The organism is Streptomyces sp. Ag82_O1-12, assembly GCF_900182715.1.
Taxonomy (GTDB): domain Bacteria; phylum Actinomycetota; class Actinomycetes; order Streptomycetales; family Streptomycetaceae; genus Streptomyces; species Streptomyces massasporeus.
Window position 1 is genome coordinate 5,108,784 of sequence record NZ_FXUW01000001.1, and the last position, 26,321, is coordinate 5,135,104.

A 26,321-nucleotide genomic window follows, 5' to 3' on the forward strand; every position below is an offset into this window, starting at 1 on the left:
GGCGACCGTCGCGGGCCAGTAGTACGCCCGCCTCACATGTACATCCGGCACCTGCCGATTTAGTGGAAGGACCGCCATCATGGCGAAGCTCAGCCAGGAAGACCTGCTCGCGCAGTTCGAGGAGATGACCCTCATCGAGCTCTCCGAGTTCGTGAAGGCGTTCGAGGAGAAGTTCGACGTCACCGCCGCCGCGGCCGTCGCCGTCGCCGGTCCGGCCGGCCCCGCCGCCCCGGCCGAGGCCGAGGCCGAGCAGGACGAGTTCGACGTCATCCTCACGGGTGCCGGCGACAAGAAGATCCAGGTCATCAAGGTCGTGCGTGAGCTGACCTCCCTGGGTCTGAAGGAGGCCAAGGACCTCGTGGACGGCGCCCCGAAGCCCGTTCTCGAGAAGGTCGCCAAGGACGCCGCCGAGAAGGCCGCCGAGTCCCTCAAGGGCGCCGGCGCCTCCGTCGAGGTCAAGTAACACCCTCGGATCCGTCAGGATCCACGACACGTCCCACCGGACGTGTAACGCGTAAGCGCGGAAGAGCGATCATCCATCCGGGTGGTCGCTCTTCGGCGTTCTCGGGGGCGGGCCACGGTTGCCTTGAAGCCCCGGTGACGGGGGGTATGGTGATCTTCGTCGTGTCTCCGGGCGGTCCGGGATCGGGCAGGGGGGCCTTGACGAACCGCACGCAGCGCGCAATTCTCAGGACGCGTCGTCACAGGATCCGAATCCGAGGCATGGATCGGCGACGAAGAGGGCAGTACTAACGTGCGTTGAGGGCAGCGCCGTGTCGCAGGAGTGGAACAACGAGGGTGAACACGGGTTCCAGGACCCGCACTGGACATCAGTGTGCCGAGTGGCTACACTGACCCTTTGCGCTGCCTGTTAGCTGTCCCCTGCCCGTCACCAGGGGTCTGCCCTCGCCCGAGCATCGACGACAAGATCCGTTGACCTGGCCTTCCGGCCGGACCGACGCAGCTTGTCTCCGTGTACGGGAGAGGGGCCGGTACGCGCGTAGTGAGTCCGAGCCCTCGGAAGGACCCCCTCTTGGCCGCCTCGCGCAACGCCTCGACCGCGAATACGAACAACGCCGCCAGCACTGCCCCGCTGCGCATCTCTTTTGCAAAGATCAAGGAGCCTCTCGAGGTTCCGAACCTGCTCGCGCTGCAGACCGAGAGCTTCGACTGGCTGCTCGGCAACACCGCCTGGCAGAGTCGGGTCGAGGAGGCTCTCGAGAACGGTCAGGATGTCCCCACCAAGTCCGGGCTCGAGGAGATCTTCGAGGAGATCTCCCCGATCGAGGACTTCAGCGGGTCGATGTCGCTGACCTTCCGCGACCACCGCTTCGAGCCGCCGAAGAACTCCATCGACGAGTGCAAGGACCGCGACTTCACGTACGCGGCCCCGCTCTTCGTCACCGCTGAGTTCACGAACAACGAGACCGGCGAGATCAAGTCCCAGACGGTCTTCATGGGCGACTTCCCGCTCATGACGAACAAGGGCACCTTCGTCATCAACGGCACCGAGCGTGTCGTGGTGTCGCAGCTCGTCCGTTCGCCCGGTGTCTACTTCGATTCCTCCATCGACAAGACGTCCGACAAGGACATCTTCTCGGCCAAGATCATCCCGTCCCGGGGTGCCTGGCTGGAGATGGAGATCGACAAGCGCGACATGGTCGGTGTGCGCATCGACCGCAAGCGCAAGCAGTCCGTCACCGTCCTGCTCAAGGCGCTCGGCTGGACCACCGAGCAGATCCTCGAGGAGTTCGGCGAGTACGAGTCGATGCGCGCCACCCTGGAGAAGGACCACACCCAGGGCCAGGACGACGCGCTGCTCGACATCTACCGCAAGCTGCGTCCGGGCGAGCCCCCCACGCGTGAGGCCGCGCAGACGCTGCTCGAGAACCTCTACTTCAACCCCAAGCGCTACGACCTGGCCAAGGTCGGCCGCTACAAGGTCAACAAGAAGCTGGGTGCGGACGCTCCGCTGGACGCGGGCATCCTGACCGTCGAGGACATCATCTCGACGATCAAGTACCTGGTGAAGCTGCACGCGGGCGAGACCGAGACGGTCGGCGACAGCGGTACGAACATCGTCGTCGAGACCGACGACATCGACCACTTCGGCAACCGCCGCCTGCGCAGCGTCGGCGAGCTCATCCAGAACCAGGTCCGTACGGGTCTGGCGCGTATGGAGCGTGTCGTCCGCGAGCGGATGACGACCCAGGACGTCGAGGCGATCACGCCGCAGACCCTGATCAACATCCGGCCGGTCGTCGCCTCCATCAAGGAGTTCTTCGGCACCAGCCAGCTGTCGCAGTTCATGGACCAGAACAACCCGCTGTCGGGCCTCACCCACAAGCGCCGTCTGTCGGCTCTTGGCCCGGGTGGTCTGTCCCGTGAGCGGGCCGGCTTCGAGGTCCGTGACGTGCACCCCTCGCACTACGGCCGCATGTGTCCGATCGAGACGCCCGAAGGCCCGAACATCGGTCTGATCGGCTCGCTCGCCTCCTACGGCCGGGTCAACGCGTTCGGTTTCGTGGAGACCCCGTACCGCAAGGTGTTCGAGGGCCAGGTCACCGACGAGGTCGACTACCTGACCGCCGACGAGGAGGACCGCTTCGTCATCGCGCAGGCCAACGCGCAGCTGACGGACGACCTCCGCTTCGCCGAGGCCCGGGTTCTGGTCCGCCGTAAGGGCGGCGAGGTCGACTACGTCACCGGCGAGGACGTGGACTACATGGACGTCTCGCCGCGCCAGATGGTGTCGGTCGCGACCGCCATGATCCCGTTCCTCGAGCACGACGACGCCAACCGTGCCCTCATGGGCGCGAACATGATGCGTCAGGCCGTGCCGCTGATTAAGTCCGAGTCCCCGCTCGTCGGCACCGGCATGGAGTACCGCTCCGCGGTCGACGCCGGCGACGTGGTCAAGGCCGAGAAGCCCGGTGTGGTCCAGGAGGTCTCCGCGGACTACATCACCACCGCCAACGACGACGGCACGTACATCACGTACCGCCTGGCCAAGTTCGCCCGCTCCAACCAGGGCACCTCGGTCAACCAGAAGGTCATCGTCAACGAGGGCGACCGGATCATCGAGGGCCAGGTCCTGGCCGACGGTCCGGCCACCCAGAACGGCGAGATGGCGCTGGGCAAGAACCTGCTCGTGGCGTTCATGCCGTGGGAGGGTCACAACTACGAGGACGCGATCATCCTGTCGCAGCGCCTCGTGCAGGACGACGTCCTCTCCTCGATCCACATCGAGGAGCACGAGGTCGACGCCCGTGACACCAAGCTCGGCCCCGAGGAGATCACCCGGGACATCCCGAACGTCTCCGAGGAGGTCCTCGCCGACCTCGACGAGCGCGGCATCATCCGTATCGGTGCCGAGGTCGTCGCCGGTGACATCCTCGTCGGCAAGGTCACGCCCAAGGGTGAGACCGAGCTGACGCCCGAGGAGCGCCTGCTGCGCGCCATCTTCGGTGAGAAGGCCCGTGAGGTCCGTGACACCTCGCTGAAGGTGCCGCACGGCGAGATCGGCAAGGTCATCGGCGTCCGCGTCTTCGACCGCGAGGAGGGCGACGAGCTTCCCCCCGGTGTGAACCAGCTGGTGCGCGTCTACGTCGCGCAGAAGCGCAAGATCACCGACGGTGACAAGCTCGCCGGCCGCCACGGCAACAAGGGCGTCATCTCGAAGATCCTGCCGATCGAGGACATGCCGTTCCTGGAGGACGGCACCCCGGTCGACATCATCCTCAACCCGCTCGGTGTGCCGTCCCGAATGAACCCGGGTCAGGTCCTGGAGATCCACCTCGGCTGGCTCGCCAGCCGCGGCTGGGACGTCTCCGGCCTCGCGGACGACTGGGCGCAGCGCCTGCAGGCCATCGAGGCCGACCAGGTCGCGCCGGGCACCAACGTCGCCACCCCCGTCTTCGACGGTGCGCGTGAGGACGAGCTGGCCGGTCTGCTGAACCACACCATCCCGAACCGCGACGGCGAGCGCATGGTGCTCCCGACCGGTAAGGCGCCGCTGTTCGACGGCCGCTCCGGCGAGCCGTTCCCGGAGCCGATCTCGGTCGGCTACATGTACATCCTCAAGCTGCACCACCTGGTCGACGACAAGCTGCACGCCCGGTCGACCGGTCCGTACTCGATGATCACCCAGCAGCCGCTGGGTGGTAAGGCCCAGTTCGGTGGCCAGCGCTTCGGTGAGATGGAGGTGTGGGCGCTGGAGGCTTACGGCGCCGCGTACGCCCTCCAGGAGCTGCTGACCATCAAGTCCGACGACGTGACCGGCCGCGTGAAGGTCTACGAGGCCATCGTCAAGGGCGAGAACATCCCCGAGCCCGGCATCCCCGAGTCCTTCAAGGTGCTCATCAAGGAGATGCAGTCCCTGTGCCTCAACGTGGAGGTGCTGTCCTCGGACGGCATGTCCATCGAGATGCGCGACACCGACGAGGACGTCTTCCGCGCTGCGGAGGAGCTTGGCATCGACCTGTCCCGGCGCGAGCCGAGCAGCGTCGAAGAGGTCTGACGGGAGTCCGGAGGCCTTCGCGATGAAGGCCTCCGGCCCCAGGACCCCCGTATCAGACCCCATGACTTACAACCCTGAGAGGGATTGACGCATAGTGCTCGACGTCAACTTCTTCGACGAGCTCCGGATCGGTCTGGCCACCGCTGACGACATCCGTCAGTGGAGCCACGGCGAGGTCAAGAAGCCCGAGACGATCAACTACCGCACGCTCAAGCCCGAAAAGGACGGACTCTTCTGCGAGAAGATCTTCGGTCCGACCCGGGACTGGGAGTGCTACTGCGGCAAGTACAAGCGTGTCCGCTTCAAGGGCATCATCTGTGAGCGGTGTGGCGTCGAGGTCACCCGCGCCAAGGTGCGCCGTGAGCGGATGGGCCACATCGAGCTGGCCGCGCCGGTCACGCACATCTGGTACTTCAAGGGCGTCCCGTCGCGTCTGGGCTACCTGCTCGACCTGGCCCCCAAGGACCTCGAGAAGGTCATCTACTTCGCGGCGTACATGATCACGTACGTCGACGAGGAGCGCCGTACGCGTGACCTGCCCTCGCTGGAGGCCCACGTCTCCGTCGAGCGCCAGCAGGTCGAGCAGCGCCGCGACGCCGACCTGGAGGCCCGCGCCAAGAAGCTCGAGACCGACCTGGCCGAGCTCGAGGCCGAGGGCGCCAAGGCCGACGTGCGCCGCAAGGTGCGCGAGGGTGCCGAGCGCGAGATGAAGCAGCTGCGCGACCGTGCGCAGCGCGAGATCGACCGCCTCGACGAGGTATGGAACCGCTTCAAGAACCTCAAGGTCCAGGACCTCGAGGGCGACGAGCTGCTCTACCGCGAGCTGCGTGACCGCTTCGGCACGTACTTCGACGGCTCGATGGGTGCCGCGGCGCTGCAGAAGCGCCTGGAGTCCTTCGACCTCGACGAGGAGGCCGAGCGTCTCCGCGAGATCATCCGCACCGGCAAGGGCCAGAAGAAGACCCGTGCGCTCAAGCGCCTGAAGGTCGTCTCCGCGTTCCTGCAGACCAGCAACAGCCCCAAGGGCATGGTGCTCGACTGCGTGCCGGTCATCCCGCCGGACCTTCGCCCGATGGTGCAGCTGGACGGTGGCCGCTTCGCGACCTCCGACCTGAACGACCTGTACCGCCGTGTGATCAACCGGAACAACCGCCTGAAGCGCCTTCTCGACCTCGGTGCGCCCGAGATCATCGTGAACAACGAGAAGCGCATGCTCCAGGAGGCCGTCGACGCGCTGTTCGACAACGGCCGTCGTGGTCGTCCGGTCACCGGTCCCGGTAACCGCCCGCTGAAGTCCCTCAGCGACATGCTGAAGGGCAAGCAGGGTCGCTTCCGTCAGAACCTGCTCGGTAAGCGTGTGGACTACTCCGCGCGTTCCGTGATCGTCGTCGGTCCGCAGCTGAAGCTGCACCAGTGCGGTCTGCCGAAGGCGATGGCGCTGGAGCTCTTCAAGCCGTTCGTGATGAAGCGCCTGGTCGACCTGAACCACGCGCAGAACATCAAGAGCGCCAAGCGCATGGTCGAGCGCGGCCGCACGGTCGTGTACGACGTGCTGGAAGAGGTCATCGCGGAGCACCCGGTTCTGCTGAACCGTGCGCCCACGCTGCACCGCCTCGGCATCCAGGCCTTCGAGCCGCAGCTGGTCGAGGGCAAGGCCATCCAGATCCACCCGCTCGTCTGCACCGCGTTCAACGCGGACTTCGACGGTGACCAGATGGCCGTCCACCTGCCGCTCTCCGCGGAGGCGCAGGCCGAGGCCCGCATCCTGATGCTGTCCTCGAACAACATCCTCAAGCCCGCCGACGGCCGCCCGGTGACGATGCCGACCCAGGACATGGTCCTCGGTCTGTTCTTCCTCACCACCGACGGCGAGATGCGCGAGCTCAAGGGCGAGGGCCGTTCCTTCGCCTCGGTCGCCGAGGCGATCATGGCCTTCGACGCGGGCGAGCTGTCGCTCCAGTCGAAGATCGACGTCCGCTTCCCGGTCGGCACCATCCCGCCGCGCGGCTGGACCCCGCCGGCGCGTGAGGAGGGCGAGCCCGAGTGGCAGCAGGGTGACACCTTCCGGCTGAACACCACGCTGGGCCGCGCGCTCTTCAACGAGCTGCTGCCCGAGGACTACCCGTTCGTCGACTACGAGGTCGGCAAGAAGCAGCTCTCCGAGATCGTCAACGACCTCGCCGAGCGCTACCCCAAGGTCATCGTGGCGGCGACGCTCGACAACCTGAAGGCGGCCGGCTTCTTCTGGGCGACCCGCTCCGGCGTGACCGTGGCCATCTCCGACGTCGTCGTTCCCGAGGCGAAGAAGGAGATCGTCAAGGGCTACGAGGCGCAGGACGAGAAGGTCCAGAAGCAGTACGAGCGCGGTCTGATCACCAAGGACGAGCGCACGCAGGAGCTCATCGCGATCTGGACCAAGGCGACCAACGAGGTCGCCGAGGCGATGAACGACAACTTCCCGAAGACCAACCCGATCTTCATGATGGTGAACTCGGGTGCACGAGGCAACATGATGCAGATGCGTCAGATCGCCGGTATGCGTGGTCTGGTGTCGAACGCGAAGAACGAGACGATCCCGCGTCCCATTAAGGCCTCCTTCCGTGAGGGCCTGTCCGTGCTGGAGTACTTCATCTCCACGCACGGTGCCCGTAAGGGTCTGGCGGACACCGCTCTGCGTACCGCCGACTCGGGTTACCTCACGCGTCGTCTGGTCGACGTCTCCCAGGACGTCATCATTCGCGAGGAGGACTGTGGCACCGAGCGCGGTCTGCGTCTGAAGATCGCCGACCGGAACGCCGAGGGCGCGCTGATCAAGACGGAGGACGTCGAGACCTCCGTGTACGCGCGCTGCCTCGCCGAGGACATCGTGGTCGAGGGCCAGGTGCTGGCTCCGGCCGGCACCGACCTGGGCGACGTCCTCATCGAGGAGCTCGTGCAGCGTGGCGTCGAGGAGGTCAAGACCCGCTCGGTCCTGACCTGCGAGTCCGCCGTCGGCACCTGCGCGATGTGCTACGGCCGTTCGCTGGCCACCGGCAAGCTGGTCGACATCGGTGAGGCGGTCGGCATCATCGCCGCCCAGTCCATCGGTGAGCCCGGTACCCAGCTGACGATGCGTACCTTCCACACCGGTGGTGTGGCCGGTGACGACATCACCCAGGGTCTGCCGCGTGTCGTCGAGCTCTTCGAGGCCCGTACCCCGAAGGGTGTCGCCCCGATCTCCGAGGCCCAGGGCCGCGTGCGGATCGAGGAGACCGAGAAGACCAAGAAGCTCGTCGTCACCCCGGACGACGGCAGCGACGAGACGGCGTTCCCGATCTCGAAGCGCGCCCGTCTCCTGGTCAGCGAGGGCGAGCACGTCGAGGTGGGCCAGAAGCTCACCGTGGGTGCCACCAACCCGCACGACGTGCTGCGCATCCTGGGCCAGCGTGCCGTCCAGGTCCACCTGGTCGGCGAGGTCCAGAAGGTCTACAACTCGCAGGGTGTGTCGATCCACGACAAGCACATCGAGATCATCATCCGGCAGATGCTGCGCCGCGTGACGATCATCGAGTCCGGCGACGCCGAGCTGCTGCCCGGTGAGCTGGTCGAGCGCTCGAAGTTCGAGACCGAGAACCGTCGTGTGGTCCAGGAGGGCGGTCACCCGGCCTCCGGTCGTCCGCAGCTGATGGGTATCACCAAGGCCTCGCTGGCGACGGAATCCTGGCTGTCGGCCGCCTCCTTCCAGGAGACGACCCGAGTCCTGACGGACGCGGCGATCAACGCCAAGTCCGACAGCCTCATCGGCCTCAAGGAGAACGTCATCATCGGTAAGCTCATCCCGGCCGGTACGGGTCTGTCCCGCTACCGCAACATCCGGGTCGAGCCGACCGAGGAGGCCAAGGCCGCGATGTACTCGGCCGTCGGCTACGACGACATCGACTACTCGCCGTTCGGCACGGGCTCCGGCCAGGCCGTTCCGCTGGAGGACTACGACTACGGTCCGTACAACCAGTAAGCGGGTCGCTTGATCTGAAGGGCGGTCATCCTGCGGGGTGGCCGCCCTTCGGCGTTCCCGGAGCCCGCGTCCCGGGTGGGTCCGGCCCGCACGCCGTTTCGGCGGGCCTTCAGTGCCTCCCGGCGTACGAAGGTGAGGCCTGGACGTGTGCCCGCTCCGGAGCGCGTCTGTCGGCTGTCTGGCCGACATGCGACGCCCTTCCGTCGACGCACCGGTGCCAGAACCCCCGTATCGGCGCATCATGGAAGGACTCCGGCCTCCGGGGAGGTGCTCCGTGTCGCAGTCGCACTATCCGTCCTGGCAGCCCTGGCAGGGTCCTGGTGCTCCCTCGATGCTGGCGTCGCATGCCGATCGGGAGCGGGCCGTGGACGTGCTCAGAGCCGGGTACGGCGAGGGGCGGATGGAGCAGGGCGAGTTCGAGCAGCGGGTCGGGCGGGCGTACGCGGCGCGGACCGTGGGGGAGCTGGCGCTGCTCGTCGCGGATCTGCCGCAGGGGCCCTTGCCGCAGCCGGCCTCGGTCGTGCCCGTGCCGGCGACGTTCATGCCCGTGCCGCGGGCGCGGACCAACGGGAAGGCCGTCGCGGCCGGGGTGTGCGGGCTGCTGTGCGTGCCGACGATGGGGCTCACCGGCATCCCGGCGGTCGTGCTGGGGCATGTGGCCCGGGCCGAGATCCGCAGCCGGGGAGAGCTGGGGGACGGGCTCGCGCTGACCGGTGTGGTGCTCGGATGGTTGTCCACGGCGGGCTGGGCACTCGTTCTGGTGTTGCTCACGGTGGTGTCCGTCGTAGCATCGTGAAGGTGTGCATTTCGGACACGTGTCGCCGAATTGAAGATCGACAACGGCTCGGGGGCTTGACATGTCCCGCCTGGCGATGCGGGCAGTGCCCATTTGTTTTGACCGCAGCGAATGCGGTAGGTACGCTCAGACCTTGTGCCTGGGGTGTGCCCTGGCTCGCGTGTGTGCCATGAACCGCACGGCGAGCTGACACCGGCCACCGTAATCTGCGCAGTTTTCTGCCTCGCGGCGGAAGTCCGCGGGTTCGACACACCCGACCGCGTGGGTCGGAGGCGTTCCAGGTTAGCTTCACCATTCGGCACACAGAAACCGGAGAAGTAGTGCCTACGATCCAGCAGCTGGTCCGGAAGGGCCGGCAGGACAAGGTCGAGAAGAACAAGACGCCCGCACTCGAGGGTTCCCCTCAGCGCCGGGGCGTCTGCACGCGTGTGTTCACGACCACCCCGAAGAAGCCGAACTCGGCCCTGCGTAAGGTCGCGCGTGTGCGTCTGACCAGCGGGATCGAGGTCACCGCTTACATTCCGGGTGAGGGACACAACCTGCAGGAGCACTCCATCGTGCTCGTGCGCGGCGGCCGTGTGAAGGACCTGCCGGGTGTTCGCTACAAGATCATCCGTGGCTCCCTCGACACCCAGGGTGTCAAGAACCGCAAGCAGGCCCGTTCCCGCTACGGCGCCAAGAAGGAGAAGTAAGAATGCCTCGTAAGGGCCCCGCCCCGAAGCGCCCGGTCATCATCGACCCGGTCTACGGTTCTCCTCTGGTGACGTCGCTCATCAACAAGGTGCTGCTGAACGGCAAGCGCTCCACCGCCGAGCGCATCGTCTACGGTGCCATGGAGGGTCTGCGTGAGAAGACGGGCAACGACCCGATCATCACGCTGAAGCGCGCGCTGGAGAACATCAAGCCGACCCTCGAGGTCAAGTCCCGCCGTGTCGGTGGTGCGACGTACCAGGTTCCGATCGAGGTCAAGCCCGGTCGTGCCAACACGCTCGCGCTGCGCTGGCTGGTCGGTTACTCCCGCGCCCGTCGCGAGAAGACCATGACCGAGCGTCTGCTCAACGAACTTCTCGACGCGTCCAACGGCCTCGGTGCCGCTGTGAAGAAGCGCGAGGACACCCACAAGATGGCCGAGTCCAACAAGGCCTTCGCGCACTACCGCTGGTAGTCGCTACCCACATCGAGACCGAGAGAAGACTGAAGCCTTATGGCTACCACTTCACTTGACCTGGCCAAGGTCCGCAACATCGGGATCATGGCCCACATCGACGCGGGCAAGACGACCACCACCGAGCGGATCCTGTTCTACACCGGTGTGTCTTACAAGATCGGTGAGGTCCACGACGGCGCTGCCACCATGGACTGGATGGAGCAGGAGCAGGAGCGTGGCATCACGATCACGTCTGCTGCGACCACCTGTCACTGGCCGCTCGAGGACAACGACTACACCATCAACATCATCGACACCCCGGGTCACGTCGACTTCACCGTCGAGGTGGAGCGCTCCCTGCGCGTGCTCGACGGTGCCGTGACGGTGTTCGACGGTGTCGCCGGTGTCGAGCCGCAGTCCGAGACCGTGTGGCGTCAGGCCGACCGTTACGGCGTGCCCCGCATCTGCTTCGTGAACAAGCTGGACCGTACCGGCGCCGAGTTCCACCGCTGCGTGGACATGATCTCGGACCGTCTGGGCGCCCAGCCGCTGGTCATGCAGCTGCCGATCGGTGCCGAGGCGGACTTCAAGGGCGTCATCGACCTCGTGACGATGAAGGCCCTGGTCTGGTCGGCCGAGGCGACCAAGGGCGAGATGTACGACACCGTCGACATCCCGGACACCCACGCCGAGGCTGCCGAGGAGTACCGCGGCAAGCTGCTCGAGGCCGTCGCCGAGAACGACGAAGAGCTGATGGAGCTGTACCTGGAGGGCACCGAGCCCACCGTGGAGCAGCTCTACGCCGCGATCCGTCGTATCACCATCGCGTCCGGCAAGAGCGGCGGCACCACCGTCACTCCCGTGTTCTGCGGCACCGCGTTCAAGAACAAGGGCGTTCAGCCCCTGCTCGACGCGGTCGTGCGCTACCTGCCCACCCCGCTCGACGTCGAGGCCATCGAGGGCCACGACGTCAAGGACCCGGAGCAGGTCATCGCGCGCAAGCCGTCAGAGGACGAGCCCCTCGCCGCGCTGGCGTTCAAGATCATGAGCGACCCGCACCTCGGCAAGCTCACCTTCGTCCGCGTGTACTCCGGCCGCCTCGTGTCCGGCACCGCCGTGCTGAACTCGGTGAAGGGCAAGAAGGAGCGCATCGGCAAGATCTACCGCATGCACGCGAACAAGCGTGAGGAGATCGAGTCGGTGGGCGCCGGCGACATCGTCGCCGTGATGGGTCTCAAGCAGACCACCACGGGTGAGACGCTGTCCGACGACAAGAACCCGGTCATCCTGGAGTCCATGGACTTCCCGGCGCCGGTCATCCAGGTCGCCATCGAGCCCAAGTCGAAGGGCGACCAGGAGAAGCTGGGCGTCGCGATCCAGCGCCTCGCCGAGGAGGACCCGTCGTTCCAGGTCCACTCGGACGAGGAGACGGGCCAGACCATCATCGGTGGTATGGGCGAGCTGCACCTCGAGGTGCTGGTCGACCGTATGCGCCGTGAGTTCAAGGTCGAGGCCAACGTCGGTAAGCCGCAGGTCGCCTACCGTGAGACGATCCGCAAGGCCGTCGAGCGCGTGGACTACACCCACAAGAAGCAGACCGGTGGTACCGGTCAGTTCGCCAAGGTGCAGATCGCGATCGAGCCGATCGAGGGCGGCGACGCCTCGTACGAGTTCGTGAACAAGGTGACCGGTGGTCGTATCCCGAAGGAGTACATCCCTTCGGTCGACGCCGGTGCGCAGGAGGCCATGCAGTTCGGCATCCTCGCCGGTTACGAGATGACCGGCGTGCGCGTCACCCTGATCGACGGTGGCTACCACGAGGTCGACTCCTCCGAGCTGGCGTTCAAGATCGCCGGTTCGCAGGCCTTCAAGGAGGCCGCGCGCAAGGCCAGCCCCGTGCTGCTCGAGCCGATGATGGCCGTCGAGGTCACCACGCCCGAGGACTACATGGGTGAGGTCATCGGCGACATCAACTCCCGCCGTGGTCAGATCCAGGCCATGGAGGAGCGGGCCGGTGCCCGCGTCGTGAAGGGCCTCGTGCCCCTCTCGGAGATGTTCGGCTACGTCGGAGACCTCCGCAGCAAGACGTCGGGTCGCGCAAGCTACTCGATGCAGTTCGACTCCTACGCCGAGGTTCCCCGGAACGTCGCCGAGGAGATCATCGCGAAGGCCAAGGGCGAGTAACGCACCGCGTCTACACGCCGTAGGCTTGACTCCGGTGCTCGAGGGGCATTCCGCCGCAATCGTGGTGGGAATGCCCCGAGGCCCGGGCTTTCCAGCAAAGATCACCTGGCGCCGATGAGTAAGGCGTACCAGAACCACTCTCAGGAGGACCCCAGTGGCGAAGGCGAAGTTCGAGCGGACTAAGCCGCACGTCAACATCGGCACCATCGGTCACATCGACCACGGTAAGACGACCCTCACGGCCGCCATTACCAAGGTGCTGCACGACGCGTACCCGGACCTGAACGAGGCCTCGGCCTTCGACCAGATCGACAAGGCTCCTGAGGAGCGCCAGCGCGGTATCACCATCTCCATCGCGCACGTCGAGTACCAGACCGAGACGCGTCACTACGCCCACGTCGACTGCCCCGGTCACGCGGACTACATCAAGAACATGATCACGGGTGCGGCGCAGATGGACGGCGCCATCCTCGTGGTCGCCGCCACCGACGGCCCGATGCCGCAGACCAAGGAGCACGTGCTCCTGGCCCGCCAGGTCGGCGTTCCGTACATCGTCGTCGCGCTGAACAAGGCCGACATGGTGGACGACGAGGAGATCCTGGAGCTCGTCGAGCTCGAGGTCCGTGAGCTCCTCTCCGAGTACGAGTTCCCGGGCGACGACCTGCCGGTCGTCAAGGTCTCGGCGCTCAAGGCCCTCGAGGGCGACAAGGAGTGGGGCAACTCCGTCCTCGAGCTCATGAAGGCCGTGGACGAGAACATCCCGCAGCCCGAGCGTGACGTCGACAAGCCGTTCCTGATGCCGATCGAGGACGTCTTCACGATCACCGGTCGTGGCACCGTCGTCACCGGTCGTATCGAGCGTGGTGTCCTCAAGGTCAACGAGACCGTTGACATCGTGGGCATCAAGCAGGAGAAGACCACCACCACGGTCACCGGCATCGAGATGTTCCGCAAGCTGCTCGACGAGGGCCAGGCCGGTGAGAACGTCGGTCTGCTCCTCCGTGGCATCAAGCGCGAGGACGTCGAGCGCGGCCAGGTCATCATCAAGCCGGGCTCGGTCACCCCGCACACCGAGTTCGAGGCGCAGGCCTACATCCTGTCCAAGGACGAGGGTGGCCGCCACACGCCGTTCTTCAACAACTACCGCCCGCAGTTCTACTTCCGTACGACGGACGTGACCGGCGTGGTGACCCTCCCCGAGGGCACCGAGATGGTCATGCCGGGTGACAACACCGAGATGAAGGTGGAGCTCATCCAGCCCGTCGCCATGGAGGAGGGCCTGAAGTTCGCCATCCGTGAGGGTGGTCGGACCGTGGGCGCCGGCCAGGTCACCAAGATCAACAAGTAAGTCTTCGGACTGGCTTGAGGGTCTACTGACCTGAGTGGCTCGAAGGGGCCCGTACGACTTCGGTCGTGCGGGCCCTTTTGCCGTTTCCGGGGGCGGTTCGGCGGACCGGCGAGCCGGCGGGTCTCACCTTGCCCTGGAACGGGCCGGTGAGCTGCGTTCGTGCGGCGGGTCAGAAGCCGAGGTACGTGATCTGGACGACGTAGATCCGTTCGCTGCGGACGACGACCCGATACGTGAACATGCCGCCGGGGACGATGATGGTGCCGCCGCCCGGTTCGGTGCCGTCGTAGGCGCGTCCGTGGATGTGCAGTGCTTCAGCTGCTCTGACCAGCTCTTCCGCCTTGCTTTCCACCTCAGCGAGGAAGCTGGTGGGAGCGGTTCGGGCCGCTTCCTCGGCCCCGAAGGCGTACTCCCATTTCCAGCTCACTCCCGGATGGCCTTCATGGCTTCGTCCAGGACGGCGCTCAGCTCGCGCAGGGCCTCCTGGGCGAGGGCGGGGTCCTCGTGTTCCAGGTTGTCCTTCGCGCGGGTGTACCGGGTGGACAGGTCGGGACGACGTGCGATCTCGATGTCCCGGGCCCAGGCCAGCACCCAACTCTGCACAGGGCTCAAGGACTGCCACTCGACCGCCTTCGCGAAGGCGTCGTCCTTGCTGGCCTGCATCTCTTCCAGGCGAGCCGGATCCACGGAAGCGAGAGCTGTCCGTAGGGCATCGGGAGTCTGCCGGGGGCGGGGGATCAGCTCGTGTCCGTGGTCGGCCTGCGTGCTCATCGTGTCCACCTCCGGGAAGTGCCCCACCCAGGCTATCCCGCCCCGACGGCAGAGGAGCGGGGAGACCTGGGCGGCAGTTGTTCCGTTCATGCGGTTTCCAGCAGCTTGGCACGGTCGGATCGGCAGTCGCGGCAGTGGCCGGGGTCCGGGCTGCGGAAGGCGCGGTCGCAGCCGTCGCAGGTCTGGAGGGGGTGCCGGGTGGGAGGCGGGGGCGCCTGCGGTGGGGCGAAGGGCGGTGGGGGTGGTAGTTGGGCTGCCAGGCGATGGGCCAGGAGGGCGGCCGGGCGGTGCAGGGGCTCCGGTGGGAGGTCCGTCGTCAGGGCGTGCCGTACGGCGGCCGGGGTGACGTCTCGTTCGAGCCAGGCCGCGACGCCCGGGGCGAGGTGGGCGGTGTCGCACGTGGACAGCAGGAGGCGGGAGTCGTTGCGGCGGAGCCGGCTGAGGAGGTCCGTGGCCTGCTGGATGAGGGCGGGGGCCGGGTATGCCGGGCGCGGTACCGCGGGCAGGGGTTTGCCACCGGGTTGCCTGGTCCGCTTCCTCGGGGTGGGGCGCGGGGTGTCCGTAACGCTGTGACCCGGCTGGTTGCAGGAGGTCGTGCGGGTGATGATCCGGCCGTCCGGGACGCGCTCGCGGGTGCGGCGCAGGTAGCCGTGTGTCTCCAGCTCGCGCAGGGCGGTGGCGATACGGGTCGTGCCCTCCGGGAAGCGGGCCGCGAGCGACTTGATGTCGATGCGGGCGCCGGGCGGGAGGGACTGGATGTGCACCGACAGTCCGATCGCGAGCAGCGACAGCTCCGGGTGCTGGGCCAGGTGGTTGCCGATCACCGTGAAGCGGGCGGTGTGGCGGGTGTTCTCGTGCACCAGGCCGGAGTGGGGGTGCCGCCGGTTCGGGTGCTTCTTTCCGGCAACCCGAGTGTGGGCGTGCGAGGGCACGTTAGGGTTCTGCGTATCCATCGGGAAGGCCTTTTCTTCCTCGGTGGTCAGGCCCTCGCACTGGGATTGCCGTCCCGGCGAGGGCCGTCGCATGTCTGCGGTTGTGGCGTGACGTGTTGCGCTGAGCGTAGGGCAGGCGAGGGCCTCCGAATCCAGCTGAGTTGGTGATGTTCACCCGCGAGGGTGAGGCAGCCCTGCGGCTGGGAGGAGGGGTGGGGTTTGGTCGGGTTCTTTCACCCTTGTGGTCCTTGGAGGAGGGCGCCTGTACCGCCGGAGCACGGACTTTCGGGTTCCGGCGCGAGATCGAGTTCGGCCCAGACGGTCTTGCGGGGCGGCAGCCCCCGGGTGACGCCCCAGCGATCGGCGAGTGCGTCGACCAGGAGGAGGCCCAGGCCGAGGCGGGCTGTCGGCAGGCGGTCTGCACGGGTGTCCGTCACCTCGATGCGGAGGGTGCCGGCGACGACGTAGAGGAGCAGGCGGAAGTCGCGGCCGGGGGTTCGACCGTGTGTCGCCGCGTTGACCGACAGCTCCGCGACGACCTGCCGCGCCGGGTCCAACGGCAGTCCCCAGGAGCGCAGTTGTTCGACGGCGAGGAGCCGGGCCAGCCGGGCGCCGCGCGGGGTGGCGGAGAGCTGGAGGCTGAAGTTGCGGACGGGGATGCCGAGTTCGGGGGAGTTCTGCTTCACGTCACTCAGCGTGGCCGTCCGCGCTTACCGTGAACAGTGACTCGGCGGGTGCGTACGGTGACTGTCCGGAGCTTGTCCGGCGTTGTCCGGGCTGTCGGGGCCGGGCGTACGGGTAGGGCGCTGGGCACGGTCGTACGACGGCGGAAGGGTGCGGGATGACGGCGGTCGAGGCGGACTCGGGGCGGCTCAAGGGCGAGGCGGACGAGCCGGGTTGGGAGGTCGATCCCGACGACGAGTGGGGTGTCGCGGTCATCGCGACCGTCGGGCGGCAGCTGAAGCTGCGGCGTGAGGCGGTGGGGATGCGGGCCGCCGAGTTCGGGACGGCGGTCGGCTACGGCGAGGACATGGTCTACAAGATCGAGGGCGGGAAGCGGATTCCTCGGCAGGACTATCTGGTCAGGGCCGATGAGGTGCTGGGGGCGGGTGGGCTGATTGCGGCTGCCTGGGAGGACGTGAAGAGGGTTCGGTATCCCAAGAAGGTGCGGGAGCTTGCCAAGTTGGAGGGGCAGGCGGTGGAGATTGGGGTGTACGAGTGCATCAGCATCAATGGGCTGTTGCAGACCCCCGACCATGCGCGATCCCTGTTCGAGTCCTGGCAGCCCGCGTACTCGCCGGACGAGGTGGAGCGCTTGGTGGCCGCGCGCGTGGCCCGGCAGTGTGTGTTCGAGCGGTCGCCCGCGCCATCGCTCAGCTTCGTCCAGGAGGAGGCGACGCTGCGACGCCCGGTTGGGGGCACAATGGTCTGGCGTCAGCAGCTTGAACGCCTGCTGGAGGTGGGGCGGTTGCGCAACGTCAAGCTCCAGGTGATGCCGACGAGCAGCGACGCCCACCCCGGTCTGAACGGGAGGATCGAGGTGCTGAAGTTCGGGGACGGCACTGCGGTGGGCCGGTCGGACGGTGCGTTCAACGGTCGACCGAGCACTGATCCCAAACAGGTCCGGATCCTTGAACTGCGGTATGGCACGATCCGGGCTCAGGCCCTTCCGCCACGGGAGTCGCTGGCCCTTATTGAGCAACTGCTGGGAGAGACATGATCCGCAACGCTGAACTGGCGTGGTTCAAGAGCAGCTACAGCAGTGGCCCCGACGGTGACTCCTGCGTCGAGATCGCGATAGGCCCCGAGACCGCCACCATCCACGTCCGGGACTCCAAGCACCACGAAGGCCCCCGGCTCGCGCTGGCGCCGGAGGCCTGGTCGGACTTCGTGGCCTCTGTTTAGCCGTCGTTCCGAAGGACGCTCACCGCGCGGTCGAACGCCGAGTCCCGGTTCTTCGCGAACTCCTCCTTCGTGAAAACCGGTTCGGTCAGGTGGGGCGGGATGCCCGTGCCGTCGTAGGTCCGGCCCGACCGGTTGAGGAACTCCTCGTTCGGGAGGATCGCCGCCATGCCGTTGGGGAGGCTGCGTTCCATGACGTCGGAGAAGACCCCCTGGGTCGGCTGCCCGATACGAACCGTGCCGCCCGGCCGGTCGATCAGGGCCTGCGTGAAGGTCTCACCCGCGCTGACGGTCGTGCCCGAGGTCAGTACGGCGACGGGCCCGGTATAGCGGGGCCCGGACGCCGGTACGACCCGGATGGGCTCGGGGCGGGTGTGCCGGCCCGGGTCGGTGGGGTGGTTCCGGGCGCGCTTGGCGTAGGCGACGTAGGGCGTGTCCGTGAGGCGTTCGGCGATGTGGATGCCGAGGGCGTCGGAGCCGCCGCCGTTGATGCGCAGGTCGATGATCAGGCCCTTGAGCCGCTGGGTGCGCTCGGTGGTGAGGATCGTGTCCAAGGCCTTGTCGAGTTCGGCGAGGTGGACGGGATAGGGGGCGCCGTCAGGGGCGTAACCGCCGAAGCCGGAGATGCGGAGGTAGCCCTGGCCGGCGGCGTGGCCGGACAGATCGGCGTAGGTGATGCGGCCGTTGGCGAAGTCCTGGCGGTATGGGGCGTTCTTGAGGTCGTGTTCGGTGATGAACTTCTTGACCTTGGTGTCCAGTTCCTCGCCGGGCGGTTGGGTGCCCGGGCGGACCTGGGCGAAGACCTGGTCCCCGTCCCGGACGGCGACATGCGCGTCGTAGAGGGGCCGCACCATGTCGCTGAAGATGCCGAAGAGTTCCTTGCGGGTGGTGTCCTGGTGCACCTTCGGCCGGTACCGGTCCCTCATGTCCTGCCAGTCGACGCCGCCCTTCGCGGCGAAGAAGGGGTAGTTCTCGGCGAAGGAGTGCCAGAAGACGTCGAAGGCGGTGCGGGGGTCCTTGGAGGTAGGGCGGGTGCAGTCGGCCGGCAGTTCGTGGATCCGCCGCAGCGAGCGGTGTCCGACCGAGGTGTCGTAGCCCAGGGTGGCGCGGTTCCCGCCGGGGCCGGGTCGGACGGTCAGTGTGGCGCCGTCGGCGGTCGCGTACGTGCCGGGGCCGCTCCGTCGGGCACTGTCACCCTTGAGGCAACTGACGGATGTCGTCTGGAACTCCTGGAGGGTGTCGCCGTCGAGGGAGAGGACGGTGCCGTAGCCGTCCGTGCGCCAGAGGCCGTCGGAGCCCGGCTTGCCGGAGATGGAGGCGGCCGTGGCGGGCGCCGTGGCGGCTGCGGCGAGGGCCAGGGTGAGGGCGGTGGCGGTGGCGGTGGTGGTGCGCACGGATAGGTTCCCCCTGTTGTGTGGTCGGTCCCCTTACGGTGCCTGGGGGAGCGGGGGGCGAGCCATCCGGTGGGCCGGAGGGCGGGGGTGGGGACAGCCCCCGGCCGGTTCGCCACTGCCGGGCCGTAACACTGGAGCATGACTTCAGATGCGGCGCCCGACGCACTCGACCTGGACGCGATCGACGAACTGTGCAGGTCCGCCACCCCAGGGCCGTGGCACGTCAGAAACCTTGACGATGACCACGCCATGAACCTGGTCGGGGTCAGCACGGTGCCGGACACGGGCCGGGCCGGGCGATGGCCCGACTTCGACCACCGGGAACTGATCGCGGCCACCCTCGTCCAGCAACCGCGCTACGTCGACTGCGCCGACGGACTCTGGGACCAGAACGCCGCGTTCATCGCCATGGCCAGGGAGGCGGTCCCACAGCTCGTGGCAGAGGTCAGGCGCCTGCGGTGGCTGGTGGAATTCGGGGCGTGCCCCACGGCCGGCACGACAGGCACGGAGTTCGTGATGCCCCTCGACGACGAGATGCTCGGGTACTTCCGGGAGATGGCGGACGTACTGGTGGAACGCGTCGGCATCTGCCGCGCGGAGGCGATCGCCAGGATCAACGCGGTGTACGGGACGCGGGAGTCGGTTGCCTTCGGTGTGGACCTGATGGGCCACGAGCTCCCGGAGTACTGGGCCTACGGGATCTACTACGGCCGAGACCACCGGGGCCGTCTTCCCGTCGGAGACCCGACCGCCGACGCGGACATCGACTTCGCCACCCATCCCGTCCGCCCGGCACCTCCGAAGGACTCACCGTTCTGGACGCTGGAGGAGTAATGGCACGATGTGCGCACACGTGATCGAGCGAACGGGGAGACCGGCGTCATGGCCCGCTACATGGAGACACTGACCGTCGAGCGGGGCGGTTTCCGGATCAAGGTGCCGGAGTCCTGGTGGGAGTTCGACGTACGGCCGGAGTCGCGGGACGACTCGATCCGGCGCATGGTGAACGAACGGGTGCAGCAGCGCCCGGAGTTGGAGCAGCACCGGGACGCCTACGTCGACTTCCTCCGGAAGGCCGCCACGGACGCCTGGAAGTCGGGCGCGATGTACTGCGGCTGCATGGCGGAGAGCTTCGGCGGGGACACGCCGATCACGGGTTCGGTGACCGTCTCGCTCGTCGGCGGCCGCAACGAGCGGGGTGAGCCGCTGTCGAACGACCCTTCCGTCATCGCGAGCCAGCTCGCGGTCAAGGAGGCGAAGCGTGAGGGCGACTCTTGGCGGAAGGTCACGACGGTAGACATCCCGGGTGTCGGCCCGGCCGCGCGCACGCAGGGCATCGAGGACATCGCCGTACCGGGCGACGCGCTCAACCGCACGATCCGCGCCGTGCTGATGCAGACGTACATCCCGGTCCCGGGCCAGGAGGGCAAGGTCGCCCTGGTCGCCGGAAGCAGCCAGGTCCTCGACCTCGCGGACTCCTTCTTCGACATCTTCGACGCGATCACGTCGACGTTCCGGTTCACGGGCTGATGTCCCCGGGGTGGGACTGGGAGCGCGGCGAGAGCCTGCTGGCGCTCGACAGCCCGGAGGAGTGGGACGCGGCATTCGAGCGTGGCGAGGCCGGTCTCGGGACGGCAGTGATCGGTTTGGCGTTTCACTGTCCGCTGGCGGACGTGTCCCCGAGGATCGTCAAGGCGATGCAGCTGCCGGACGCCGGTCAGCGAGGGTTCGCGTTCACCGCGGCGGGTCACGCCGCCCGGCTCAACGGGGAGTTGACCCCGGAGTTGTACGACGCTCTGCGCGCCGAAGGCCCCGGTGGTTTCGCCGTGAACGCCATCGCGGACACACTCACCTTCGTGCCGTTCCGGAAGCTTCCGCCATGGTTCAAGTGGCGGTGGGCGTATGAGGCGGTCCGGAACAAGCTGGACGCCTGGTGGTTGCAGTCCGTGTATGCCCTCGAGGATGTCTGGCGGGCCGTGCGCGGACGCGGCGCTTGATGCCGGTCTTGGTGGTTCACGATCCGAGCCCTGCCTTTCCGCCGAACAGTTGTGCCTTGTAAGTTCACGTGTGCATACGGTTGTTGCTGCAGTGGTGCGCGTGACGGGGGTTGCGGTATGGCGGGGCACAGGCCTTCGGACTGGCATGTCCTGGACTTGGACAAGGATCCGACGCCTGGTGATCCGCAGCGGGTGCGCACACTCACGAAGCACCTGCACGACTTCGCCGACGATGTCTCCGACGCGCTGCGTCTGGTCAAGGGCATGGCGGGTGAGGGCACGCTCCTGGAGTGGGCGGGCAAGTCGGCGGATGTCTTCAAGGAGGACATCGCGGATGTGCCGAAGAACCTCAAGAAGCTGAAGAAGTCCTATGAGATGTGCGGTGACGCGCTGTCGGACTTCTGGCCGAAGCTGGAGCGGGCGCAGTCGCTGGCGGACAAGGCCCTGCGCAAGGGCCGTGAGGCCCGCGACACCCTCTCCTCGGCCCAGTCCCGCCTCACCTCGGCCGACTCGTGGGTGACGCGGGCGGGCAAGGAGGCGGACAAGTACAAGGACGACCCGAACGGCAGCAAGTCCGACGCCGACAAGCCTGATGAGGCGAAGGTGCGGGCCGCGACGCGGGATGTCCAGCACGCCAAGTCGGCCCAGTCCAAGGCCCAGTCGGACGTCTCGGATGCGCAGGACGCGCTGGCCGCGGCCAAGAAGATGGCGGCGGACGCGCGCAAGATGCGTGACGACGCGGCGCGTGAGGCGAAGTCGAAGATCGACGAGGCCTCCGACGCGGGCATTCAGAACCGGTCGTGGTGGGAGGAGGTAGGCGACTGGTTCACCGACAACTGGGACACCATCGTCGCGGTCTGCAGGTCGTCGTCACGGTCGTCGGGATCGTCGCGATGATCATCGGCGGTCCGATCCTGGGCGCGATCGTGCTGATCGCGGCCGCCGTCGTACTCGCCGACACGCTCTACAAATACTCCAAGGGGCAGGCGTCCCTATGGGACGTGGGGTTCGCGGCGCTGGACTGCATCCCGGGCATGAAGGGGCTGACCACCCTCGGCGGGCTGGCCAAGGGAATGAAGGCCCTGGGTAAGGGCGGACTCAAGGCCATGGCAAAGGGGCTTGGGAAGAAGGGGCTCCGAAGAGAAGCCGACGACGCCGTAGCCAGCGCCAAGCCCGGTAAGGGGCGGTGCCTGAACGGCGACCCGATCGACATGGTTTCCGGCGAGATGTACATGGCCGAGACCGATGTCGAGCTGTCCGGGCTGCTGCCCTTGATCCTGCGGCGTACCCACTTGTCGTCCTACCGAGCCGGGCGTTCCTTCGGCCTGTCCTGGGCTTCGACCTTGGACGAACGTCTTGAGCTGGACGACCAAGGCGTCGTCCATGCCACTGAGGACGGAATGATCCTCCTCTATCCGGTGCCCGTGCCCGGCGCTTCGGTGATGCCGCAGGAAGGACCGCGCCGGCCGATGCACTGGGACGGCGGTCCCGGGGCGCCGGTCAGCATCACGGACCCGCTCACAGCAGTCACCCGTCACTTCGCTGCCCCGCAGCGGCCGGCTGCGAACGAGGAGGCGTTCTCCCTCTTCCTCGTCGCCCTGACCGACCGCAACGGCTATCGGATCGACATCGACCGCAGCGCCGACGGCACGCCGGTCGCCGTGCGGGACTCCGGAGGCCGACACGTTTACGTGGACACGGAGAGCGGGCGAGTCACCGCGCTGAGGTTGCGCGATCCGGAGGCCGGCTCCGAGGGCACGTTGCTCAGGCGCTTCGACTACAGCCCCGAAGGCGATCTCACCGAGATCCGTGACTCAAGCGGTCTTCCGCTGAAGCTCACGTACGACGACCACTCCCGCATCACCTCCTGGATCGATCGCAATGGCTACTGGTACCGCTTCACTTACGACGACCAGGACCGCTGCGTAGCCGGTGAGGGCACCGACGGCCTCCTGCGGTGCACCATTGCCTACGACACCGACAACCGTGAGACCCGCTACACCGACGCGTCGGGCAACACGACGACGTACCGCTGGAACGAGCTGTACCAGCTCGTCGCCGTGACCGATCCTCTGGGGCACACCACCCGTTCCGAGTGGGACCGGCACGACCGGCTGCTCACACGGACGGACGCCGGTGGCCGTACAACCCGCTACATGTACGACGAAACGGGTGCCCCAACCGCCGTCATCCGGCCCGACGGCAGCCGGGAGACGGCCGAGAACAATGCGTGGGGCCAGCCCGTCACCGTGGTCCAGGCCGATGGTCACGCCTGGCACCTGGAGTACGACGAGCACGGCAATCTGATCGCCGAGACGGACCCCGCGGGAGCCCGAATCAGCTACCGGTACCGGGCCGACGGCGCACTCACCGAAATCACTGACGCGCTCGGTCGTACAGCTGTGCTGGAGCCGGACGCGGCGGGGCTGCCTCTTACGGCCACGGATGCCGAGGGCGGCATCACACGGTACAGCCGTGATGCGTTCGGAAGGGTGGTCGCGCAGGTAGGCCCCGACGGGTCCGTCACACGGATGAGCTGGAGCCCGGAAGGCCGTCAGCTCGGACTCGACCTGCCTGACGGCAGCACGGAACGACGCCGGTACGACGCTGAGGGCAACCTCGTCGAGCACGCCGACGCACAGGGCCGGGTGACTCGCTTCGAGTACGGCGGCTTCGACCTGCCCGTCGTGCAGGCATGTTCTCGAAGAACTAGGCGTTCGGACGGTGTTGTAAGTGAGCGACGACTACACGCGGGACTGGTCCCCGCAGACCGCAGACGTACTACGCCGCGCGGGCTGGCGCCCCGGGCGGTCGGTGCCGACCGTCACCTGGGAGTCGGTTCTGAACGAGCGCGGGGCCTTTGTGGCCCACGATGCGGCACGCCGGTTTCTCTCGGAATTCGGTGGGCTGGTGACCTACGGCTGGCCGGCCGATTCGATCACCACATCGTCCGCCATCCGGTTCGATCCCCTCCGCGCCCAGTGGCAGGACGAGCGGTTCGCGAAGGCGAGCCGGGAAGCGGGGGCGTCCCTCTACCCCGTGGGCACGGCCGATGAAGGCGCCAGCTTCGTCGGCATCACCGAGGACGGGGCGCTCCACCTTGTAAGGGACCGCGTGGAACTGCTTGCCTCGACCACCGACCAGGCGCTGGATCGCCTGGTCGGTGTGCAGGGCGCTCAGTCCTCACTCTGGGTGCCCGGTGCTCCCGCGCCCGAGCACCCCTTCTGGAAGCGGCTGAATACCGTGGAGACCGTCCCGGACACCGGGACGCGATGGCCCGAGGAGACGGACCGGGTGCTGCGGGCAGGCGGCTGGTTCCCGGGCCGGTCGGTCCCTACGGACACCTGGGAGGGCATCCTTCTGCAGACCGGCGAGTTCGAGATGCACGATGCGGCACGACGGTTCCTGTCGGAGTTCGGTGCCGTCGGGGCGCCCTACCGTGAGCCATGGGACTCGATGCCGTGGATGGAGTTCTCGCTGGACCCGCTGCTGGCGCTCTGGGACGCGGAGATCATCGATGACCTTGCCGAGCAGGCGGGCGTCGACCTGTACCCCATCGGCATGCGCGACCGCGGGAACCAGTACCTGGCCATGGCGGAGGACGGCTCGGTCCATGCCGGCATGGACAGCGTCTGGCTGCTGGCTCCCACATCCGACGAGGCACTGCAGAGGCTCACCAGCAGGATCCGGCCGACCGCCGCCTGACAGCCTGTGATCCACGCCTGAGGGCGCCCGGGGGTGCACGGCAGGCTCTTGGTGGTCGATCTCGTGGAGCTGAAGCCCGCCTTTCCCTCGTACGGCATGGCGGACCATGCCGCCCCGGGGAAGACCCCGTGGACCGCCGGTACGTACACAGCGCAGGCGGTCCCGTCGAGACGATCGACGCCGAAGACGGCAGGAAGCTCTACGAGCTGGACGCCAAGGGCCGGGCCACCGGTGTCCGTGCGGAGTCGTCGACCCAGAGCTATGCGTACGACTCCGGTGGACGGCTGGTCTCCTCCCGCCAGGAGCAGGGGGAGAGTTCCGAGGATGAAACGGTATGAGCGGAATGAGTAAATGGTTGACGTAAGCGCGGAACTGGGTCAGCTGTCCGAACTCGACGAACTCACCGGCCCGGCTGTGGCCGCCGTTCTCGACGCATCTGGCTGGGAAGGCGAGCGCAGGAACCGGGCGAAGGAATGGGCCACCACGTGGCGCCGCGATGACGCGCACGCCTGGATCCAGGGCGACGGCCCGGTGGAGGTCGAGTTCACGCTCTGGTATCGGGAGGTCGAGGACGAGCGGCCGGACCCGGACACCTACATCGACGAGCTGTACGACCTCGCTTCCGCCGAACTCCCTCGCGTTGTCGCCCAGTTGGAATCCGGAGTGCTCGGGGCGCGCATCGAGGCCGTCGACGAGGACCTGACGGACGGGGCGGACTACATCGATCACACCGCGTGGCGGATCGCGGACAAGGTCCTCCTGGCCGGCGTCAAGCATGACGACACCGACGCACCCGTTCAGCTGGTGGTGGTGATGCGGGGGTACGGCACGGGTGAACAGGACGACGCGGGGGAGTGGCTCTGACGCGCAGCCTGGCGTGCGGCGACGCCAGGGTCCCCGCAGCCCGAGCCGAGCATATGGCGCGTGCGGTCTTCGCCGCCCTCGGCGGCATCGTGGAGATCGGCACCGTCCGCTCCACCGGAACCTGGCTGCTCCCCGACGTCTCGGTCGAGGCGTTCCTCGAACCCCGGCAGCAGGACCTGGGCCGCCTCATGGAGGGTGTGCGCGTGGTCGGGCGGTTCTCCGGCGAGGTCATGGCCATCGCCGACGAGCTCGGGTACTTGGCGGACCACGAGGTGCCCGCGGCTTCCCTGCTGCTCTGGTCCGAGGGGATCGCCGGCGTTCCCGAGGCCCCGGAGCGGCTGGAGGAGCCCGCGCTGGTGCGGCGCATGTGCCGTATCGGTGCCGATCTTCAGCTGACCCGGCTGCTTCAGGCCCTCGTCACCGCCGCACTCGCTGCCGGCACCGAGTCGGGGGAGGGAGTCGCCGGGATCGCGGAGATCCTCCGTGTCGCGTGCGACCTCGTCGATCCGGGCCGGGCCGGGATCACCCCCGCCGACGTCCACCGCATCTGGCGCGTCGCCCACCTCCCCGCCATCCTCCGAACGGCGTCCGACGCACCCGACTGGGGGAAGGCCGGCTATCGGGCCTACGACGCAGAGCTGGAGCGGCTTCTTCAGGGGGAGGAGCCCGGGGCCGTCCGGGCTTGTGTTTGACCCACGTCACCCCCGGGGTATTCTCCTCGGCTCGATTGGCGTCGGCCCTGCCCCATATGGCAGACTGTCCGAGTTG

The 26,321-nt window shown here is 67.5% G+C and carries 23 protein-coding genes and 1 pseudogene; 19 read left to right on the plus strand and 5 right to left on the minus strand.

Features of this window, described 5'->3' with window-relative positions:
* Positions 1 to 79: 79 nt before the first annotated feature.
* The 8 genes from rplL (at position 80) to tuf (ending at position 13,988) form a co-directional block, all read left to right on the plus strand.
* Positions 80 to 463 carry a 50S ribosomal protein L7/L12 gene (gene rplL / locus QOL88_RS23545; RefSeq protein WP_030839722.1) on the plus strand — a complete coding sequence of 128 codons (384 nt, stop codon included), beginning with the start codon at positions 80 to 82 and terminating at the stop codon, positions 461 to 463.
* 570 nt (positions 464 to 1,033) lie between these two features.
* Positions 1,034 to 4,519 (plus strand): DNA-directed RNA polymerase subunit beta, encoded by a 3,486-nt coding sequence (rpoB, locus tag QOL88_RS23550; protein WP_030839719.1) that lies wholly within the window; start codon positions 1,034 to 1,036, stop codon positions 4,517 to 4,519.
* A gap of 94 nt (positions 4,520 to 4,613) precedes the next feature.
* Positions 4,614 to 8,513 carry a DNA-directed RNA polymerase subunit beta' gene (locus QOL88_RS23555; RefSeq protein ID WP_097219222.1) on the plus strand — a complete coding sequence of 1,300 codons (3,900 nt, stop codon included), beginning with the start codon at positions 4,614 to 4,616 and terminating at the stop codon, positions 8,511 to 8,513.
* Positions 8,514 to 8,787: 274 nt separating this feature from the next.
* Positions 8,788 to 9,309: a DUF1707 and DUF4190 domain-containing protein gene (locus QOL88_RS23560; RefSeq protein WP_373559303.1), complete on the plus strand. Its 522-nt coding sequence runs from the start codon at positions 8,788 to 8,790 to the stop codon at positions 9,307 to 9,309.
* 320 nt (positions 9,310 to 9,629) lie between these two features.
* Positions 9,630 to 10,001, plus strand: a complete 372-nt coding sequence (gene rpsL / locus QOL88_RS23565) for a 30S ribosomal protein S12 (protein WP_003948652.1) — start codon at positions 9,630 to 9,632, stop codon at positions 9,999 to 10,001.
* 2 nt (positions 10,002 to 10,003) lie between these two features.
* The gene (rpsG, locus tag QOL88_RS23570) at positions 10,004 to 10,474 is read left to right on the plus strand and encodes a 30S ribosomal protein S7 (protein ID WP_003992340.1); all 471 of its coding nucleotides are present in this window, start codon (positions 10,004 to 10,006) and stop codon (positions 10,472 to 10,474) included.
* Between the two features lie 39 nt (positions 10,475 to 10,513).
* The gene (gene fusA, locus QOL88_RS23575; protein WP_097219227.1) at positions 10,514 to 12,640 is read left to right on the plus strand and encodes an elongation factor G; all 2,127 of its coding nucleotides are present in this window, start codon (positions 10,514 to 10,516) and stop codon (positions 12,638 to 12,640) included.
* Between the two features lie 154 nt (positions 12,641 to 12,794).
* Positions 12,795 to 13,988 (plus strand): elongation factor Tu, encoded by a 1,194-nt coding sequence (gene tuf, locus QOL88_RS23580; RefSeq protein ID WP_030839706.1) that lies wholly within the window; start codon positions 12,795 to 12,797, stop codon positions 13,986 to 13,988.
* 169 nt (positions 13,989 to 14,157) lie between these two features.
* Here tuf and QOL88_RS23585 read toward each other — a convergent pair whose 3' ends face one another.
* From QOL88_RS23585 to QOL88_RS23600, 4 genes are all read right to left on the minus strand, one after another.
* Positions 14,158 to 14,415 carry a hypothetical protein gene (locus QOL88_RS23585; protein WP_097219230.1) on the minus strand — a complete coding sequence of 86 codons (258 nt, stop codon included), beginning with the start codon at positions 14,413 to 14,415 and terminating at the stop codon, positions 14,158 to 14,160.
* A complete protein-coding gene (locus QOL88_RS23590; protein WP_373559304.1) occupies positions 14,412 to 14,849 on the minus strand; it encodes a hypothetical protein in 438 nt (145 codons plus the stop codon). The genes QOL88_RS23585 and QOL88_RS23590 overlap by 4 nt, the downstream gene beginning before the upstream one ends.
* On the minus strand, positions 14,846 to 15,712 hold the full coding sequence (locus QOL88_RS23595) for a helix-turn-helix domain-containing protein (protein ID WP_097219232.1): 867 nt from the start codon (positions 15,710 to 15,712) through the stop codon (positions 14,846 to 14,848). Before QOL88_RS23595 ends, QOL88_RS23590 begins: the two co-directional genes overlap by 4 nt.
* 212 nt (positions 15,713 to 15,924) lie before the next feature.
* Positions 15,925 to 16,377 (minus strand): ATP-binding protein, encoded by a 453-nt coding sequence (locus QOL88_RS23600; RefSeq protein ID WP_097219235.1) that lies wholly within the window; start codon positions 16,375 to 16,377, stop codon positions 15,925 to 15,927.
* Positions 16,378 to 16,532: 155 nt separating this feature from the next.
* Here QOL88_RS23600 and QOL88_RS23605 point away from each other — a divergent pair, with 155 nt between their 5' ends.
* Both QOL88_RS23605 and QOL88_RS23610 read left to right on the plus strand, forming a co-directional pair.
* Positions 16,533 to 17,411: a helix-turn-helix domain-containing protein gene (locus tag QOL88_RS23605; RefSeq protein WP_097219238.1), complete on the plus strand. Its 879-nt coding sequence runs from the start codon at positions 16,533 to 16,535 to the stop codon at positions 17,409 to 17,411.
* Positions 17,408 to 17,596: a DUF397 domain-containing protein gene (locus QOL88_RS23610; RefSeq protein WP_097219240.1), complete on the plus strand. Its 189-nt coding sequence runs from the start codon at positions 17,408 to 17,410 to the stop codon at positions 17,594 to 17,596. The genes QOL88_RS23605 and QOL88_RS23610 overlap by 4 nt, the downstream gene beginning before the upstream one ends.
* Here the strand turns inward: QOL88_RS23610 and QOL88_RS23615 are convergent.
* Positions 17,593 to 18,987 (minus strand): S41 family peptidase, encoded by a 1,395-nt coding sequence (locus QOL88_RS23615; RefSeq protein WP_097219243.1) that lies wholly within the window; start codon positions 18,985 to 18,987, stop codon positions 17,593 to 17,595. The genes QOL88_RS23610 and QOL88_RS23615 overlap by 4 nt on opposite strands.
* 138 nt (positions 18,988 to 19,125) lie before the next feature.
* Between QOL88_RS23615 and QOL88_RS23620 the strand changes: the two genes are divergently transcribed.
* The 9 genes and pseudogenes from QOL88_RS23620 (at position 19,126) to QOL88_RS23660 (ending at position 26,245) form a co-directional block, all read left to right on the plus strand.
* Positions 19,126 to 19,821 (plus strand): hypothetical protein, encoded by a 696-nt coding sequence (locus QOL88_RS23620; RefSeq protein WP_257027875.1) that lies wholly within the window; start codon positions 19,126 to 19,128, stop codon positions 19,819 to 19,821.
* 48 nt (positions 19,822 to 19,869) lie between these two features.
* Positions 19,870 to 20,517, plus strand: a complete 648-nt coding sequence (locus QOL88_RS23625; protein ID WP_097219246.1) for a hypothetical protein — start codon at positions 19,870 to 19,872, stop codon at positions 20,515 to 20,517.
* On the plus strand, positions 20,517 to 20,984 hold the full coding sequence (locus QOL88_RS23630; RefSeq protein WP_097219248.1) for a hypothetical protein: 468 nt from the start codon (positions 20,517 to 20,519) through the stop codon (positions 20,982 to 20,984). Before QOL88_RS23625 ends, QOL88_RS23630 begins: the two co-directional genes overlap by 1 nt.
* 192 nt (positions 20,985 to 21,176) lie before the next feature.
* Positions 21,177 to 21,881 carry a putative T7SS-secreted protein gene (locus QOL88_RS23635; RefSeq protein WP_257027876.1) on the plus strand — a complete coding sequence of 235 codons (705 nt, stop codon included), beginning with the start codon at positions 21,177 to 21,179 and terminating at the stop codon, positions 21,879 to 21,881.
* Positions 21,882 to 22,216: 335 nt separating this feature from the next.
* Positions 22,217 to 22,336 (plus strand): annotated as a pseudogene (locus tag QOL88_RS38900) (DUF6531 domain-containing protein); the annotation flags it as partial.
* A 1,462-nt stretch (positions 22,337 to 23,798) separates the two neighbouring features.
* Positions 23,799 to 24,689 (plus strand): SUKH-3 domain-containing protein, encoded by an 891-nt coding sequence (locus tag QOL88_RS23645; protein ID WP_257027877.1) that lies wholly within the window; start codon positions 23,799 to 23,801, stop codon positions 24,687 to 24,689.
* Positions 24,690 to 24,817: 128 nt separating this feature from the next.
* Positions 24,818 to 25,027 carry a hypothetical protein gene (locus tag QOL88_RS23650; protein ID WP_097219254.1) on the plus strand — a complete coding sequence of 70 codons (210 nt, stop codon included), beginning with the start codon at positions 24,818 to 24,820 and terminating at the stop codon, positions 25,025 to 25,027.
* Positions 25,028 to 25,040: 13 nt separating this feature from the next.
* The gene (locus QOL88_RS23655; RefSeq protein WP_097219257.1) at positions 25,041 to 25,553 is read left to right on the plus strand and encodes a hypothetical protein; all 513 of its coding nucleotides are present in this window, start codon (positions 25,041 to 25,043) and stop codon (positions 25,551 to 25,553) included.
* Positions 25,554 to 25,606: 53 nt separating this feature from the next.
* Positions 25,607 to 26,245, plus strand: a complete 639-nt coding sequence (locus tag QOL88_RS23660) for a hypothetical protein (RefSeq protein ID WP_097219259.1) — start codon at positions 25,607 to 25,609, stop codon at positions 26,243 to 26,245.
* The last annotated feature ends 76 nt before the right edge of the window (positions 26,246 to 26,321 follow it).

Bases quoted from the DNA above. Each gene is read 5' to 3' on its own strand.
- QOL88_RS23625 (WP_097219246.1), top strand. From the start codon at position 19,870: ATGGCCCGCTACATGGAGACACTGACCGTCGAGCGGGGCGGTTTCCGG.
- QOL88_RS23620 (WP_257027875.1), top strand. From the start codon at position 19,126: ATGACTTCAGATGCGGCGCCCGACGCACTCGACCTGGACGCGATCGAC.
- fusA (WP_097219227.1), top strand. From the start codon at position 10,514: ATGGCTACCACTTCACTTGACCTGGCCAAGGTCCGCAACATCGGGATC.
- QOL88_RS23660 (WP_097219259.1), top strand. From the start codon at position 25,607: ATGGCGCGTGCGGTCTTCGCCGCCCTCGGCGGCATCGTGGAGATCGGC.
- rplL (WP_030839722.1), top strand. From the start codon at position 80: ATGGCGAAGCTCAGCCAGGAAGACCTGCTCGCGCAGTTCGAGGAGATG.
- QOL88_RS23630 (WP_097219248.1), top strand. From the start codon at position 20,517: ATGTCCCCGGGGTGGGACTGGGAGCGCGGCGAGAGCCTGCTGGCGCTC.
- QOL88_RS23605 (WP_097219238.1), top strand. From the start codon at position 16,533: ATGACGGCGGTCGAGGCGGACTCGGGGCGGCTCAAGGGCGAGGCGGAC.
- QOL88_RS23595 (WP_097219232.1), bottom strand. From the start codon at position 15,712: ATGGATACGCAGAACCCTAACGTGCCCTCGCACGCCCACACTCGGGTT.
- rpsG (WP_003992340.1), top strand. From the start codon at position 10,004: ATGCCTCGTAAGGGCCCCGCCCCGAAGCGCCCGGTCATCATCGACCCG.
- QOL88_RS23590 (WP_373559304.1), bottom strand. From the start codon at position 14,849: ATGAACGGAACAACTGCCGCCCAGGTCTCCCCGCTCCTCTGCCGTCGG.
- QOL88_RS23610 (WP_097219240.1), top strand. From the start codon at position 17,408: ATGATCCGCAACGCTGAACTGGCGTGGTTCAAGAGCAGCTACAGCAGT.
- QOL88_RS23655 (WP_097219257.1), top strand. From the start codon at position 25,041: ATGGTTGACGTAAGCGCGGAACTGGGTCAGCTGTCCGAACTCGACGAA.